Origin of the sequence: Haloechinothrix halophila YIM 93223 (assembly GCF_000504245.1) — a bacterium.
GTDB lineage: Bacteria > Actinomycetota > Actinomycetes > Mycobacteriales > Pseudonocardiaceae > Haloechinothrix_A > Haloechinothrix_A halophila.
The window spans coordinates 1036148-1051931 of the sequence record NZ_KI632509.1 but is presented as its reverse complement, the minus strand read 5'-3'; the positions used below and the strand labels follow the sequence as shown (position 1 = coordinate 1051931).

The following is a 15784-nucleotide window of genomic DNA, read 5'->3' as shown; positions in this document are numbered from 1 at the left end:
GCCTCATCGAAGAGCCTGACGCCCTCAGCACTCGATCACGTTCAGCGCGAGCCCGCCTCGCGACGTCTCCTTGTACTTCGTCTTCATGTCGGCGCCGGTGTCGCGCATGGTCTTGATCGCCTTGTCCAGCGAGACAAGGTGCGCCCCGTCGCCGCGCAGGGCCATCCGCGAGGCGTTGATCGCCTTGGTCGCGGCGATCGCGTTGCGCTCGATGCAGGGAATCTGCACCAGCCCACCCACCGGATCGCAGGTCAGACCGAGATGGTGCTCCAGTCCAATCTCGGCGGCGTTTTCCACCTGCGCCGGGCTGCCACCACGCACCTCGGCGAGCGCGCCCGCCGCCATCGCGCACGCCGAGCCGACCTCACCTTGGCATCCCACCTCGGCGCCGGAGATCGAACCGGTCTCCTTGAGGATGACGCCGATGGCCGCCGACGTCAGCAAAAACCGCCGCACGCCTGCCGTGTCCGCACCGGGCACGAACCGCATGTAGTAGTGCAGGACCGCGGGGATGATGCCCGCCGCACCGTTGGTTGGCGCGGTGACGATGCGCCCACCCGAGGCGTTCTCCTCGTTGACGGCGAGCGCGAACAGGTTCACCCAGTCCATCGCGGTCAGCGGGTCGTCGGAGACGCCCTCGGCGATGAGCTTGTCGTGCCACGCCTTCGCGCGCCGGGGCACCTTGAGTCCACCAGGGAGCACGCCGCCGCGCAGGCACCCGCGAGCGACGCAGTCCCGCATCACGCGCCAGATCTCGTCGAGGCCGTCGTCGATCTCGGCGTCGGTGCGCCACGCGTGTTCGTTGCGGCGCATGATCTCGTGGACGGGCAACCCGGTGACATCGCAGTGCGACAGCAGGTCGGCCGCGGTGCGGAACGGGAACTCCAGTGGCGTCTCGTCGCGCACGGCCATCGGTCCGTCAGGGGCAGACGCGTCCAGCACGAAGCCGCCGCCGATGGAGCAATACGTTCGCATCGCGAGCTCGGCACCTGATGTGTCGAACGCGGTGAACCGCATGGTGTTCGGGTGTGCCGGACGTCCTCCCGGCAGCGGGTCGCCCTTCGCCCGCCGGTGCAGCACGAGGTCGTTGTCGGCGAACCGCACAGGGTGCTCGCCGCGGAGCCGCAGCTCTCGTCGCTCGCGGATCGCCGCGATACGGCTGTCCACGCTGTCGGTGTCGACGTCCTCCGGGGTCTCGCCTTCCAGCCCGAGCAGCACGGCCTTGTCGCTGCCGTGCCCGTGGCCGGTCGCGCCGAGCGAGCCGTACAGGTGCGCCGAGACGCGCGCGGTGGCGGTCAGCGTCCCCGCCGCCGCCAGGTCGTCGACGAACATCCGTGCGGCCCGCATCGGTCCGACCGTGTGGGAGCTCGACGGGCCAATGCCAATCGAGAACAGGTCGAAGACGCTGATCGCCATGGCGCCTCCTTGCGCTCATGCCGCGCGGTGGTGCTTCGCCGCCTTGTGACCAGCACATCGGCGGCGAAGCGCCGGTGGTTACATCTCTGGGTAAAGCGGGTGCTTCGCTGCCAACCGTTCCACCCTGGTCCGCAGCTCAGCGCGCGTCGAGTCGTCGAATTCCGGCCGCAGCGCGGTCGCGATGATGTCGGAGACCTCGGTGAAGTCATCGTTGTCGAAACCGCGCGTCGCCAGCGCCGGGGTGCCGATCCGCAGACCGGACGTGACCATCGGCGGCCTTGGATCGTTCGGCACCGCGTTGCGGTTCACGGTAATGCCGACCTCGTGCAGCCGGTCCTCGGCCTGCCGACCGTCCAGCTCGGAGTTGACCAGGTCGACAAGCACCAGATGGACGTCGGTGCCACCGGTGAGCACCTTGACGCCGTTGTCAGCGCAGTCCTGCTGCGAGAGCCGGTTCGCGAGGATCCGCGCGCCGTCGATGACGCGCTGCTGCCGCTCGGCGAACTCCTCGCCCGCCGCGATCTTGAACGCCACCGCCTTGGCCGCGATGACGTGCTCCAGCGGACCACCCTGCTGACCAGGGAAGACCGTCGAGTTGATCTTCTTCGCCAGCTCCTGCTTGCACAGGATGACACCGCCACGCGGGCCACCCAACGTCTTGTGCGTCGTGGTGGTGACGACGTCGGCGTACGGGACAGGGTTCGGGTGCAGGCCAGCGGCGACCAGACCCGCGAAGTGCGCCATGTCCACCATCAGCTTCGCGCCGACCTCGTCGGCGATGCGGCGGAACTCGGCGAAGTCGAGCTCACGCGGGTACGCGGACCAGCCCGCGATGATCACCTTGGGCTCGTTCTCCTTGGCGAGCCGCTCGACCTCGCCCATGTCGATCCGGCCGGACTCCTTGTCGACCTCGTACGCGACGACGTTGTACAGCCTGCCGGAGAAGTTGATCTTCATCCCGTGCGTCAGGTGGCCACCGTGCGCCAGGCTCAGGCCCATGATGGTGTCGCCAGGCTCCAGCATCGCGGCCATCGCGGCGGCGTTCGCCTGCGCACCGGAGTGCGGCTGCACGTTGGCATGCTCCGCGCCGAACAGCGCCTTGATCCGCTCGATCGCCAGGTTCTCGACGACGTCGACGTGCTCACAGCCGCCGTAATAGCGCTTGGCCGGGTAGCCCTCGGCGTACTTGTTCGTCAGCACCGAGCCCTGCGCCTCGAGCACGCTGACCGGCGCGAAGTTCTCGGAGGCGATCATCTCCAGGGTGGACTGCTGCCTGCGCAGCTCCGCGTCGACCGCTGCCGCGATCTCCGGATCGACTGTGGACAACTCGGCATCAAATGTGGACAACCCAGCTCACTCCTTCACGATCTCTGCGTAATCCGCGGCGTCGAGCAGGTCGGGCAGCTCACCGACCCGCACCCGGAACAGCCAGCCCTCGCCGTAGGGGTCGCTGTTGACCAACTCCGGTGTGTCCCTGACGGCCTCATTGACCGCGACAACCTCGCCGTCGGCAGGGGCGTAGAGCTCGCTGACCGACTTGGTCGACTCCAGCTCGCCGCACGGCTCCCCAGCGGTGATCTTGTCGCCCTGGTCCGGCAACTCGACGAACACGATGTCACCGAGCGAGTCCTGCGCGAAGTCGGTCACGCCGACGGTCGCGACGTCGCCGTCCAGCGAAAGCCACTCGTGCTCTTCGGTGTACTTGAGGTGCTCTGGGATGTCCATTGCTCGCAATCGTCCTTTCGGCAGGGTGGTCAGGATCGCTGGTAGAAGGGCAGGGCGACCACCTCGACCGGCAGTGCCTTGCCCCGCACGTCGACGTGCAGGCTGGTGCCCGGCTCACGGCACTCGGCGGAAACATAAGCCATCGCGATCGGATACCCCAGCGTCGGCGATAGCGCGCCGCTGGTGATTTCGCCGATCTCGGTCGTGCCGTCTGGGCCGAGGACAGCGTAACCGGCGCGCGGCGCACGGCGTCCGGTACCGGTCAGCCCCACAAGCGCCCTGGTCGATTCCTGCTTCGCACGCTCGGTCAGCGCGGCACGGCCGACGAAGTCGCCATCCTTCTCGAACTTCACCAACCGGTCGAACCCGGCGTCGAACGGCGTGAGCTGCGCTGACAGCTCGTGCCCGTAGAGCGGCATCCCTGCCTCCAGCCGGAGCGTGTCGCGGCAGGCGAGCCCCGCGGGCAGCAGGCCGTGCGGCTCACCGGCCGTCTCCAGCGCCCGCCACACTTGTTGTGCCTGCTCGGGAGCGCAGTACAGCTCGAAGCCGTCCTCGCCGGTGTAGCCGGTGCGGGCCAGCAACAGGTCGATCCCATCGGCCGTGGCGGGCATGCTCGCGTAGTAGCGCAGCGACTCGAGGTCGGCGTCGCTCACCGCGCGCACGATGTCCGCGGACTTCGGCCCCTGCACCGCGATCAACGCGTACTCGGTGGAGCGGTCGGTGACCGTCGCGTCGAACTTCTCCGCGCGCTCGACCAGCGCGGACGCGACAACCCCTGCGTTCGCGGCATTGGCGACGACGAGGTAACGCTCCTCACCGAGCCGGTATGTGACGAGGTCGTCGAGCACCCCGCCGTCTTCGGCGCACAGCATGCTGTAGCGGGCGCGGCCGACCTTGACGGCGGACAGTTTGCCGATCAGCGCGTAGTCCAGGACCTGCGCCGCCTCGGGTCCGGTGATCTCGATCTCGCCCATGTGCGAGAGGTCGAACAGGCCGGCCGCCTCGCGTACCGCGTGATGTTCGGCCAGCTCACTGCTGTAACGGACGGGCATGTTCCAGCCAGCGAAGTCGGTGAACGACGCGCCGAGCGCGGCGTGCACCTCATGCAGCGGAGAGGGCGTGCTCATGCCGGATACTCCTCGGAAACGCGGGACGAAGGCCGCGGCGTTACCGGGCGATGCGGTGGTGACGAAACGGACATCTGGGAGCTCCTCGGTTAACGGATCGGAACTCCCCCTCTGTCATGAACCTGAGAGCTTCACCGGACGCGCCGGCTTGCACCGTGGGTGAGGCGACGAACGCCTGCTTTTCAGAGTGGCCTGGCCTGAAGCGGTATGGGTACCTGAGAGTTTGGCGGGGAGCTTGCTCCTTCGGCGCCTCGCTGCGAACACGAGGACTCTCCCGCTCCGGCTCATGCGGCCCGTTATGGAATTGTCGTCGGGATCAACGTACGCGCCGACGCCTCCGACGTCTACTCCCCGACGTCGGAGGTGTGGTGAAGACCGCTTTCGGTGCACACAACTCGGCGTCGTCGGTCATCCGGCGCGACTGCCCAGCGATATTGATCAACTTCCTGCGGGCTGCGACCAACGGAACCGGACTTTCCGGGCACGAAATCGTCACACGCCACAGGAAGTTGATCACCATCTACAGCGGGCTAACGGCGGGTTGTCGCGGGCGGCCCGCCCGCCGCGCCGCCTCACCGCACCACCGCGCGGAACCGCCGCAGCCGCAGCGAGTTCGACACGACGAACACCGATGAGAACGCCATCACCGCACCGGCAAGCATCGGGTTCAACAGCCCGGCAGCCGCCACAGGCAACGTCGCGACGTTGTACGCGAATGCCCAGAACAGGTTGCCCTTGATGGTGCCAAGCGTGCGCCGCGACAGCCGGATCGCGTCCGCCGCCGCCCGCAGGTCACCGCGCACCAGCGTCAGGTCGCCCGCCTCGATCGCGACGTCGGTGCCCGTGCCCATGGCAAGGCCGAGGTCGGCGGTGGCCAGTGCCGCCGCGTCATTGACGCCGTCACCGACCATGGCGACCACCTTGCCCTCGGACTGCAACCGGCTGATGACGTCGGCCTTGTCCTTCGGCAGCACCTCGGCGATGACGTGCTCCGCATCGATGCCGACCTGCGCCGCCACCGCCCGTGCCACGGCCTCGTTGTCCCCGGTCAGCAACACCGGCGTGAGCCCAAGCCCGCGCAGCATGCCGATCGCCTCGGCCGAGGTGTCTTTCACCGTGTCCGCCACGACCAGCAGCCCGCGCGCCCGGCCGTCCCAGGCGACGGCGACAGCGGTGCCGCCGTCGGCTTCGGCCGCCCGCTTCGCGGCGAGCAGTTCCTCCGGCAGCGGCTGGCTCCAGTCGTCCAGCAACGCCTGCCGCCCGATGAGCACCGCGTGACCGTCGACGACGCCCTGCACACCGAGGCCTTCCAGGTTGGCGAAGTCCTCCACTGTGCCCAGCTCGCCCAACTTGTCCCGCGCGCCCCGGGCGATGGCCTGCGCGATCGGGTGCTCCGACGCGTTCTCCACCGCACCAGCCAGCCGCAGCACATCGGTGACGTCAACGCCATCGGCGGCGTGGACATCGACCAGCGACATCCGCCCGCTGGTGACCGTGCCGGTCTTGTCCAGCACAACGGTGTCGACCCGGCGGGTGGACTCCAGCACCTCAGGACCCTTGATCAGGATGCCGAACTGCGCTCCGCGCCCGGTGCCGACAAGCAGCGCGGTCGGCGTCGCGAGGCCGAGCGCGCATGGGCATGCAATGATCAATACGGCGACGGCGGCGGTGAACGCGGTCTGCGCTCCGCCACCGGAGACCAGCCAGTACGTCAACGTGCCCGCCGCGATCAGCATCACCACCGGCACGAACACCGCCGAGATCCGGTCGGCCAGCCGCTGCACGGCAGCCTTACCGCTCTGCGCGTCCGCAACCAGCTTGGCCATCTGCGCCAACTGGGTGTCCGAGCCGACCCGCGCGGCCCGCACGACAAGCCTGCCCGCCGCGTTCACGGTGCCGCCGGTGACATGATCGCCCGTGACGACCTCGACCGGCACCGACTCGCCGGTCAGCATGCTCTCGTCGATAGCGGAGCTGCCCTCGGCGACCACGCCGTCGGTGGCGATCTTCTCGCCTGGTCGCACCACGAAGTTGTCGCCGACAGCCAGCTGGTCCACAGGAATGCGCTGCTCAGTGCCATCGACACGCAGTAAAGAGACGTCCTTCGCACCCAGCTCAAGCAACGCGCGCAGCGCCGCGCCAGCCCGTCGCTTAGCACGGGACTCGAAGTAACGCCCGGCGAGGATGAACGTCGTCACACCCGCCGCGACCTCGAGATAGATGGCCGCCGCACCGTCACCCCGCTGGATGGTGAACTCGAACGGATGTGTCATGCCCGGCACCCCGGCACCGCCCCATAGCAGCGCGTACAGCGACCAGACGTAGGCCGCGATGGTGCCCATCGAAATAAGCGTGTCCATCGTGGCGGTGCCGTGGCGCAGGTTCTTCAGCGCCGCGCGGTGGAACGGGAACCCGCCCCAGACGACGACCGGGCTCGCCAGCACCAGCGAGATCCACTGCCAGTAGGTGAACTGCAGCGCAGGCACCATCGCGAGCAGGATCACCGGCGCCGACAGCACGGCGGAGACCAGCAGTCGGTCGCGGGCGGACCGGGTATCCCGCTCCGCCTTAGCGTCGTGCCAGCCCTCCGCACCGTCGACATCGCCACTGTCATCCGCGCGCTTCGGTTCCGGCAGCGTGGCGGAGTAGCCCGCCGCCGAGACCGTGTCCAGCAATCTCGCGGGGTCGAGTTCCGCCGGGTAGCTGACCGATGCCTTCTCAGTCGCGTAGTTGACCGTGGCTTGCACGCCGTCGAGCTTGTTGAGCTTGCGCTCGATCCGGTTCGCGCACGACGCGCAGGTCATGCCCTGGATAGCGAGTTCGACGTCGGTCGTCGCCGGTTCCCGCTGTGCGGTACTCACCGGGTCACTCCTGACTGACCAGTTCGTAGCCCGCCTCGGTCACGGCGGCACGAATCCGGTCTCGCGACAACGGCTGCTCACTGCTGACGGTAACCGCACCGGTCGGCAGGTCCACGGCGACGTCTGTGACGCCAGGAACCTCGCTGACCTCCTCGGTAACCGACTGCGCGCAGTGTCCGCAGGTCATGCCGGTGACGGTGTAGGTAGCGGTAGTCATGACGTTCTCCTCCTGTGTCGCCTGGTTCGAATATACCCCTCACGGGTATCAATTACACGGCACAGTATACCCCTTGGGGGTATCGGTCAACGATGGGATGCAACCTCGCGCTTATCGCCGTCGTCAGGTAGACAACTAGGTAACGATTCGGGGGCGGGCACAACGGGGAGGATTCCGTGGTACGGAGCAGAGCAATTGGCGCGGTGCTGACGACGACCGCACTCGCGGGACTGCTGCAACTGGCCACGACGCTGGGCGCGGCACCAGCGCTAGCGTGCTCGTGCACGCCCATGACGGACGCGGAGTACGTCGGCAACGCCGACGTCATCTTCGCGGGAACCCTGCTGGACAGGGAAGAACCACCGTCGGGCCAGATCGTCTCCAGCCGCGACCTGGTCACGCTGACGTTCGCCGTCTCCGAGGTCTATAAGGGCCAGGTCGGCGCGATGACGCAGGTGCGCACCGCCAGCTCCGGCGCGAGCTGCGGTCTTGAGATCGAAGGCGAGGGCCCGTTCCTTGTCTTCACGACGTTCGATGAGAACGGACTTACCGCCTCGTTGTGCGGGGGCACCCGGGACCTGCCGGAGACAGTGCCTGCCGTGCTCGGCGAGGGCAGGCCACCCGCGGGCAGCGGTGGCACCGAGAAAATGGCACACGACCAGGCGAATGGCACCCAGATCGACTCCGGCACGGAGACCAGTTGGTGGTGGGCCGTCGGTAGCGTCGCCGCACTCGGGATCGCCGGCGCGCTGGGCGTGTGGCTGAAACGACGCACCTCGCGCGACTGACGATCGGCGGGTGATCTTGCCGCTGCGGTTTGCATGGCCTCCGAGGCAGTCTGGTACGGGTGTGCCTAAATCACACCGTTCTCGCTTTAAGTTAGCAACGCTAATGAGCTAGACTAACTATCGGTTGGCCTGCTTACCCGCGCCGCCAGTCGTTCCGATTCACCGCTACCGAGCCGTGAAGGAGAGTTCCCGCTGCTGCGCAAAGCCCCGTCATCGAAGTCCATGTTCCGATCACTGCGCCACCGCGACTACCGACTGTTCTGGTTCGGCATGGTGATCTCCAACATCGGCACCTGGATGCAGCGGGTAGCGCAGGACTGGCTGGTGCTCGTCGTCCTCGGCGGCGGCGCGGAAGCCGTCGGCATCACCACCGGACTTCAGTTCCTTCCCTTCCTCCTGGTCACCCCGCTTGGCGGGCTGCTGGCGGACCGGCTGCCGAAACGCACCCTGCTACTGGCCACCAACACCTTCATGGGCGCGACCGGTCTCACCCTCGGCATCCTCGTCGTCACCGGAACGGCCCAGATCTGGCACGTCTATGTGCTCGCGTTCCTGCTGGGCGTCGGCACCGCGCTGGACAACCCCGCGCGGCAGGCCTTCGTGGGCGAACTGGTCGACACCGGTGAACTCGCCAACGCCGTCGCGCTCAACAGCGCGTCGTTCAACGCCGCCCGGCTCATCGGCCCCGGACTCGCTGGCGTGCTGATCGGCACCATCGGTACCGGCCCGGTGTTCCTGCTCAACGCCGTCTCGTTCGTCGCGCCGGTGCTGGCCCTGATGCTGCTGAGCAGGCCTGCTCCCGCGGCGGCATCGGCCGCGGACGGCGTCGGCGCACTCACCCGCCTCGCTGAGGGCGTGCGCTACGTGCGTGGCCGTCCCGACCTGATGCTGGTGCTGCTGGTGATCTTCGGCGTCGGCACCTTCGGCCTGAATTTCCAGATGACGACCGCCCTGATGGCCACCGCGATCTACGACAAGGGCCCGGACGCCTACGGTCTGCTCGGCTCGATTCTCGCCATCGGGAGCCTGTCCGGCGCACTGCTCGCGGCACGTCGTACGACGCCGAGGCAGCGGCTGGTCGTCGGCGGCGCGGTGGCGTTCGGCGTGATGGAGTTGGTCGCCGGACTGATGCCGAACTACGTACTGTTCGCCGTAACGCTGGTGCCGATCGGTGTGCTGACCATGACCGTACTCACCGCGGCCAATGGCTACATCCAGACGACCGTGCCCGCTCACATGCGCGGCAGGGTGCTGTCTCTCTACGTGATGATCCTGATGGGCGGTACCCCCGCGGGGGCACCGGTGATCGGCTGGGTGGCTGAACAGTTCGGCGCCAGGTGGTCACTGCTCGGCGGCGGCATCCTGACCATCGCCTGCACCGTCATCGCGGTGCTGGTGCTGGCCCGGCCGAGCGGCGTCGATCTCCGTGCGGCACTGCGACCCGCGCCGCGCCAGGCCGCCACGAACAGCGCGTCGTAACCCGGATCGCCATCGCCTGCCGCATCCTTTCGCATGCGGCCCTCGCCTGGACGCGCGAGAATCGGGGCGGTGAGCTGGGACTGGTTCGCGGATCCGACGTACTGGACATCACGCCTGGTGTTCCAGCGCATGCTCGCTGCCCTGTACCTGGTGGGGTTCCTGGTCGCGGTCAACCAGTTCCGCGCGCTCCTCGGTGAGCACGGCCTGACTCCGATCCCGCGTTTCCTCGCCGCGCGCGGTTTCCGGCAGGCACCGAGCATCTTCCACTGGCACTACTCCGATCGGTTCTTCGCCGCGATGGCGTGGGTCGGCGTCGTCGTCTCGGCGGCACTGCTGCTTGGTCTCGCGGACCTGCTGCCGGTGTGGGGCTACATGCTGCTGTGGGCGGTGCCGTGGGTGCTGTACCTGTCGATCGTCAACGTCGGTCAGATCTGGTACTCGTTCGGCTGGGAGTCGCTACTGCTTGAGACCGGGTTCCTGGCGATCTTCCTCGGTCCGGCGCACACCGAACCGCCGGTGCTGACGCTGTGGTTGCTGCTGTGGCTGCTGTTCCGCGTCGAGTTCGGCGCCGGGATGATCAAGATGCGCGGCGACCCGTGCTGGCGGAACCTGACCTGCCTGTACTACCACCACGAGACCCAGCCGATGCCCGGGCCGCTGAGCTGGTACTTCCACCAGTTGCCGAAGCCGCTGCATCGGATCGAGGTCGCCGCCAATCACGCCACACAGCTCGTGGTGCCGTTCGTGCTGTTCGCGCCACAACCCGCGGCGACCGTGGCAGCCGCCATCATCATCGTCACGCAGTGTTGGCTGGTGGCATCCGGCAACTTCGCCTGGCTGAACGTCGTCACGATCACCATCGCGGTGTCCGCTGTGGATGGTTCACTCGTGTGGCAAGCGCCGCCGGACCTAGCCACGCCACCCACATGGTTCAGCGGCGTCGTGATCGGTGTGACGGCGTTGACCGTGGTGCTCAGCTACTGGCCGGTGCGCAACCTGCTCGGCGGCACCCAGCTGATGAACTTCAGCTTCAACAAGTACCACCTGGTCAACACCTATGGCGCGTTCGGCTCGGTGACGCGCCGGCGCAACGAGGTGATCATCGAGGGTGCCGCTGACGCCGACGACCCCGAGTGGCGCGAGTACGAGTTCAAGGGCAAACCGGGCGATCCGCAACGACGTCCCCCGCAGATCGCGCCGTATCACCTGCGGCTGGATTGGCTGCTGTGGTTTGCCTCGCTATCACCGCGCTACGGCTCCGGCTGGTTGCCCGCGCTGGTCGGCAAGCTACTCAGCGGTGATCGCACGACGTTGAAGCTGCTGCGCCACAACCCGTTCCCGGACGAACCGCCCGCGCTGATGCGGGCGCGACTGTTCCACTACCGCTACACAACCCGCGCGGAACAGAAGGAAACCGGCGCCTGGTGGGTACGCGAACCGATCGGCACCGTGGTGACGCCGTGCCGGCTCGGCTCGGACGGTTCGGCTGAGCCAGTGCGGTGATCAGGGTAGCCAGCACGCGACGTCCTCGGCACCCTTGAGATTTACGCCACTCGCAGGGAGAACCATGACGCTCGACGAACCCGACCACAAGGCGCTGGCGCGCTGGGCTGCGGACTGCGCGGCGCGTGTGCTCTCGACGTTCGAGCGGCACCGTCCGCAGGACTACCGGACACGAGACGCCGTCGAGGCCGCCTGCGCATGGGCACAGGGCGAGATCACGGTCAGCGAGGCGCGGGCTGCCGCGTCCGCTGCCCATGCCGCGGCCCGCGATGCCGGACATCCTGCCGCGCGCTCCGCTGCCCACGCCGCTGGTCATGCGGCCGCGACAGCGCACGTCGCCGAGCACGCGCGGCACGCCGCCACCTACGCCGCCGCGTGTGTCCAAGGCGCCGCCGCGGCACAAGAACGCGAGCAGCAGTACCGGGACCTGCCGGAACACCTGCGGCCGGTGGTGTATCCGGCGCTGGCACGGCGCTGAAGACTCAGGAGCGCTTGGCCGCCAACGACTCGGCGTGTTCCTTGAGCTTGGCCAGCGTGCGCTCGATGTTGGCCTGGTTGTGGTTGTCGCGGTCACGGATCCCGAGGAACAGCCGGTTCACAGTGAGCGCCAGCGGCCGAGGGACAAGACGTCGAGTGCTCTCGGTGACCCGGCAACCGGTGTCGGTCGGCTCGATCTGGTACCGCCACAGCGCGGACGGCGCACCCGCGATTCGCACTTGGAACGCGAACTCCCTGCCAGGCTCCGCCGCCGTCACGATGCAGAGGGTGCCCCACTTGCGCTTCTTGTGTTCGTTGCGCCCCGTGAACTTGGCGCCGACGGCCGGTCCGGTCGCGCCATCGATCCAACTGCAGCGCTCGATTTCGGCAGCCCAGTCCGGGAGGTTTGGCACATCAGAGACCAGCTCGTACACGAGCTCGGGCGGCGCGGCGATCTCAATCGAGCTCTGCGCGGTCGGTTCAGCCACGGAAACCTCCTCGTTGGGTAGCGGCATGACGACTCGAGTCAGTCTAAAGCTACGCGCCAGTAATCTGACTCACGCACATGGAGGGGGCTGCCACGCCACGGCCTCGCCACTCGTCATCGGGACACGACGCGCTGCGAGACGCGTCGGCTGCGCCAACGGCATACTCTGCCGCGATCGACGACCGGTGCGCGCTGCGGCTAACTCGGCGTGTTGATCAGGGACCCTGCGCTGAGAACCATGACAACCGGACATATCAGACAGACTCTGGGCCTACCAGCAGGGTCCCTGATCAACACGCCGAGCACGCGGACCAATCATCAGCGGCGGTTACGTCTTCCGCACCACCCGTTCCGGCTCGCCCGGCTTCCAAATGGTGATATCCAGGCCACCATCCCGGATCTCCACCGAGGACGCACCGGTCAGATCGGCAGCGTAGAACGGGTCGAACTCCTGCCCGCGCAAGTCAAGCTCGATGTCCTCGAACAAGTCGGCCGCGAACCGCTGCTGCAGCTCCATGTCCTGGACGTTGCGCACGACGCCCCATACCTTCGCGTCGCCGTCGCTTACTTGCGTGTCGACGGTCGCGGTGTGCAAACAGAAGCGTGGATCACGGGCGAGATCGTGGAACTTCGTGGTGTTCGGCATGCCGACGAGCCACAACTGACCTTCGAAAACCCTCGGCTCCATTGGGCTGATCCGCGGCGACCCATCCGCGCGAAGCGTCGCCAGCATGCAGAGGTTGTGCGTGGCCGCATGACGTCGACCGAAGATCTCGGCAATCCTCGGTGCGTCGGCGGTGAACTCTGTCCAAGTCGTCATGGCGTGGACAGTACGACCGACCACTGACATTTAGCGGGTCGACGGATCATGATGCGTTCTGGCGATACGTGTAACCACACAGCATCAAGATCCGGTGCTTCACAGCGGGTTTCCTCTTACATGTTGATCATGTGCCCCGCGAGGCCGTGGACGGCTTCCTTTACCGCCTCGGTCAGCGTCGGGTGGGCGTGCACGTTACGCGCGACCTCGTGCACGGTCAGGTCCCACTGCTGCGCCAGCGTCAGCTCGGGTAGCAGCTCGGTCACCTCCGGCCCGATCAGGTGGCCACCGAGTAGCTCGCCGTAGCGGCCGTCGCTGATCAGCTTCACGAACCCGGTGGAGTCGCCGAGGCCATGCGCCTTGCCGTTGGCCATGAACGGGAACTTGGCCACCTGCACGTCGTAACCCAGCTCGCGGGCCTGCTCCTCGGTGTAACCGAAGCTGGCGATCTGCGGTTGGCAGTACGTCGCACGCGGGACCATCACGTACTCCACCGGCATGGTCTCCGCGCCAGCGATGCTCTCCGCGGCGACCACGCCCATGGCTTCAGCCGTGTGGGCGAGCATCAGCTTCGCCGTGACGTCGCCGATCGCGAAGATGTTCGGCACCGACGTCCGGCCGTAGTCGTCGATGTCGATCGCACCGCGCTCGGTCAGCGCGACACCGGTGTTCTCCAGCCCGTAGCCCTCGACTCGTGGTTGGAAGCCGATCGCCTGCAGCACCTTGTCGGTCTCCAGCGTGCGCTGTTCACCGTTCTGTGTGACTGTTACCGACACCTTCGCGCCGGAGTCGTCGATAGCGTCGACCCGGGTGCCAGTCAGCACATCGACGCCCATCCGCTTGTAGCGCTTGGCCAGCTCCTTGGAGACGTCGGCGTCCTCAAGCGGCACCATCCGTTCGAGGAATTCGACGATGGTGACCTTCACCCCGTAGTTGTGCAGCACATACGCGAACTCGACGCCGATCGCCCCGGCACCGGCGATCACGACGCTCTCCGGCAGCTGCTCGGTCATGATCTGCTCTTCATAGGTCACGACCCGCTCGGACAGCGACGTGCCAGGCAGCAGCTTCGTCGTCGCGCCGGTGGCGATGATGCAGTGGCCGAAGGTGATGGTCTCGCTGCCGCCGTCGCTCAGCCTGACGCGCATCGTGTTGGCGTCGGCGAACTCACCCCATCCGTTGAACTGGGTGATCTTGTTCTTCTTCATCAGGTAGTGCACACCCTTGACGCGACCATCGGCGACGTCGCGGCTGCGCTTGAACGCGGCACCGTAGTCGAACCGCACCGTGCCATCGACCTCGATGCCGAACGTCTTCGCGTCGTTGTGGAACAGGTGCGCCAACTCGGCGTTGCGGAGCAGCGCCTTCGAGGGAATACACCCCACGTTGAGGCATACCCCGCCCCAGTATTTCTCCTCGACAATCGCCGTGGAGAAGCCGAGTTGCGCTGCCCTGATCGCGGCGACATATCCACCGGGCCCGGCCCCGAGGACGACCACGTCGAAGTGTGTGCCCATAGTCGCGAGCATATGGGATCCACCCCTATCGGGTGACGCGAGGACTACCGGATCGGTTCCAGTACCACGACCGGAATCTCACGCTCGGTTTTGGCCTGGTACTTGTCGTAGTCGGGCCAGACGGCGGCCATCTTCGACCACAACGCCGCACGCTCCTCACCGCTGGCCGTGCGCGCCTTCGCGGAGAACTTGTCGGCGCCGACTTGCACGGTCACGTCGGGGTTGTCGACGAGGTTCAGGTACCAGTCTGGGTGATTCTCGGCGCCGCCCTTTGACGCGACAACGACGTAGTCACCATCGTGCTCCTGATAGATCAGGGCGAACTTGCGCTCCTTGCCGGTTTTGCGTCCGGTCGTCGTCAGCACCAGGCACGGGACGCCATTGAGCCAGATGTGGCCCTCTTCGCCGTCGGTCTCCTCGTAGCGCCGGACATGTTCATCCCCGAACAGCATCTGCACCCTCCACGCAGCCGAAAGTCGATCTCCACCGTCACCTTACTCGCGAATCAGCGTGGACACCGTCTCCAGCACGCGCCGGGTTTCCGCGACCTCGTGCACCCGGAACATCGCCACGCCCGCCGCGGCGGAGAACGCCGTCGCGGCCAGCGTGCCCTCGACGCGCTCGCGCAGCCCGACGCCGAGCGTCTCGCCAATGAAGTCCTTGTTGGACAACGCCATGAGCACCGGCCAGCCACTGTCGACCAGCTCATCCACCCGTCGCAGTAGCTCAAGACCGTGCCAGGTGTTCTTGCCGAAATCGTGGGTCGGGTCGATCAGGATGCCCTCGCGCGGCACACCGGACGCGAGCAGTTGCTCCGCGCGGGTGGTCGTCTCGGTGAGGACGTCGGCGACGACGTCATCGTAGTGCACGCGGTGCGGCCTGGTGCGCGGCGGGATGCCGCCGGTGTGCGAGCAGACGTAGCCCGCGCCGAACTCGGCGGCGACGTCGGCAAGCCCCGGATCGGCCGCCGCCCAGGTGTCGTTGAGCAGGTCCGCGCCAGCCTCGCACGCCTGCCTGCCGACCGACGCGCGCCAAGTGTCGATACTGATCACCAGCTCGGGGAACTCCTGCCGGATGCACTCGATCAGCGGTAACACCCGGTCGGCTTCCTCCGCTGGTCCGACCGAGGCACCGGGGCCAGCCTTGACGCCGCCAATGTCGACGACGTCCGCGCCGTCAGCGACGGCGCGACGGACAGCGGCCAGCGCATCATCTGCCGTGAAGGTGGTGCCTCGGTCGTAGAAGGAGTCCGGCGTGCGATTGATGATCGCCATGATCAGCGCACGATCACGCTTGGGTCGTTTGCCCCGGAACTCCAGGTCAGTCACGAGTGGCCGCAGGCGTCGACGTCATGCACACATCCGCAT

At 67.2% G+C, this 15784-nt stretch carries 15 protein-coding genes and 1 riboswitch; of the genes, 4 read left to right on the top strand and 11 right to left on the bottom strand.

Annotated features, from left to right (window positions below; all coding sequences use genetic code 11):
• Positions 1-24 precede the first annotated feature (24 nt).
• The 6 genes from AMYHA_RS04910 to AMYHA_RS04885 all read right to left on the bottom strand — a co-directional run bounded on the left by AMYHA_RS04910 (position 25) and on the right by AMYHA_RS04885 (position 7346).
• Entirely contained in the window at positions 25-1416 is a 1392-nt protein-coding gene (locus AMYHA_RS04910; RefSeq protein ID WP_034268410.1) for an L-serine ammonia-lyase, read from the bottom strand.
• A 78-nt stretch (positions 1417-1494) separates the two neighbouring features.
• On the bottom strand, positions 1495-2763 hold the full coding sequence (glyA, locus tag AMYHA_RS04905; protein ID WP_034268407.1) for a serine hydroxymethyltransferase: 1269 nt from the start codon (positions 2761-2763) through the stop codon (positions 1495-1497).
• 6 nt (positions 2764-2769) lie between these two features.
• Positions 2770-3141, bottom strand: a complete 372-nt coding sequence (gene gcvH / locus AMYHA_RS04900) for a glycine cleavage system protein GcvH (RefSeq protein WP_034268404.1) — start codon at positions 3139-3141, stop codon at positions 2770-2772.
• A gap of 29 nt (positions 3142-3170) precedes the next feature.
• Positions 3171-4268 carry a glycine cleavage system aminomethyltransferase GcvT gene (gene gcvT / locus AMYHA_RS04895; protein WP_034268401.1) on the bottom strand — a complete coding sequence of 366 codons (1098 nt, stop codon included), beginning with the start codon at positions 4266-4268 and terminating at the stop codon, positions 3171-3173.
• Between the two features lie 193 nt (positions 4269-4461).
• A riboswitch (glycine riboswitch) is annotated at positions 4462-4555 on the bottom strand.
• Positions 4556-4840: 285 nt separating this feature from the next.
• Positions 4841-7072 (bottom strand): heavy metal translocating P-type ATPase, encoded by a 2232-nt coding sequence (locus AMYHA_RS04890; protein WP_196776978.1) that lies wholly within the window; start codon positions 7070-7072, stop codon positions 4841-4843.
• 61 nt (positions 7073-7133) lie between these two features.
• On the bottom strand, positions 7134-7346 hold the full coding sequence (locus AMYHA_RS04885; RefSeq protein WP_034268395.1) for a heavy-metal-associated domain-containing protein: 213 nt from the start codon (positions 7344-7346) through the stop codon (positions 7134-7136).
• Positions 7347-7522: 176 nt separating this feature from the next.
• Between AMYHA_RS04885 and AMYHA_RS25520 the strand changes: the two genes are divergently transcribed.
• The 4 genes from AMYHA_RS25520 to AMYHA_RS04865 all read left to right on the top strand — a co-directional run bounded on the left by AMYHA_RS25520 (position 7523) and on the right by AMYHA_RS04865 (position 11594).
• Positions 7523-8134 carry a hypothetical protein gene (locus AMYHA_RS25520; protein WP_157361817.1) on the top strand — a complete coding sequence of 204 codons (612 nt, stop codon included), beginning with the start codon at positions 7523-7525 and terminating at the stop codon, positions 8132-8134.
• Positions 8135-8326: 192 nt separating this feature from the next.
• Entirely contained in the window at positions 8327-9613 is a 1287-nt protein-coding gene (locus AMYHA_RS04875; protein WP_330760645.1) for an MFS transporter, read from the top strand.
• 69 nt (positions 9614-9682) lie between these two features.
• Positions 9683-11116, top strand: a complete 1434-nt coding sequence (locus AMYHA_RS04870) for a lipase maturation factor family protein (protein WP_034268389.1) — start codon at positions 9683-9685, stop codon at positions 11114-11116.
• Between the two features lie 64 nt (positions 11117-11180).
• Positions 11181-11594 carry a putative immunity protein gene (locus AMYHA_RS04865; protein WP_051399546.1) on the top strand — a complete coding sequence of 138 codons (414 nt, stop codon included), beginning with the start codon at positions 11181-11183 and terminating at the stop codon, positions 11592-11594.
• A 4-nt stretch (positions 11595-11598) separates the two neighbouring features.
• On the opposite strand, the gene AMYHA_RS04860 is transcribed toward AMYHA_RS04865, so the two are convergent.
• The 5 genes from AMYHA_RS04860 to folP all read right to left on the bottom strand — a co-directional run bounded on the left by AMYHA_RS04860 (position 11599) and on the right by folP (position 15745).
• A complete protein-coding gene (locus AMYHA_RS04860) occupies positions 11599-12081 on the bottom strand; it encodes an SRPBCC family protein (protein WP_051400329.1) in 483 nt (160 codons plus the stop codon).
• Positions 12082-12408: 327 nt separating this feature from the next.
• Positions 12409-12900 carry a pyridoxamine 5'-phosphate oxidase family protein gene (locus AMYHA_RS04855; protein ID WP_034268380.1) on the bottom strand — a complete coding sequence of 164 codons (492 nt, stop codon included), beginning with the start codon at positions 12898-12900 and terminating at the stop codon, positions 12409-12411.
• Positions 12901-13016: 116 nt separating this feature from the next.
• On the bottom strand, positions 13017-14417 hold the full coding sequence (gene lpdA, locus AMYHA_RS04850) for a dihydrolipoyl dehydrogenase (protein ID WP_034275832.1): 1401 nt from the start codon (positions 14415-14417) through the stop codon (positions 13017-13019).
• Positions 14418-14461: 44 nt separating this feature from the next.
• Complete coding sequence (locus AMYHA_RS04845) at positions 14462-14869, bottom strand: nitroreductase family deazaflavin-dependent oxidoreductase (RefSeq protein WP_034268377.1); 408 nt, start codon at positions 14867-14869, stop codon at positions 14462-14464.
• A gap of 42 nt (positions 14870-14911) precedes the next feature.
• The gene (gene folP / locus AMYHA_RS04840) at positions 14912-15745 is read right to left on the bottom strand and encodes a dihydropteroate synthase (RefSeq protein ID WP_034268374.1); all 834 of its coding nucleotides are present in this window, start codon (positions 15743-15745) and stop codon (positions 14912-14914) included.
• Positions 15746-15784 lie beyond the last annotated feature (39 nt).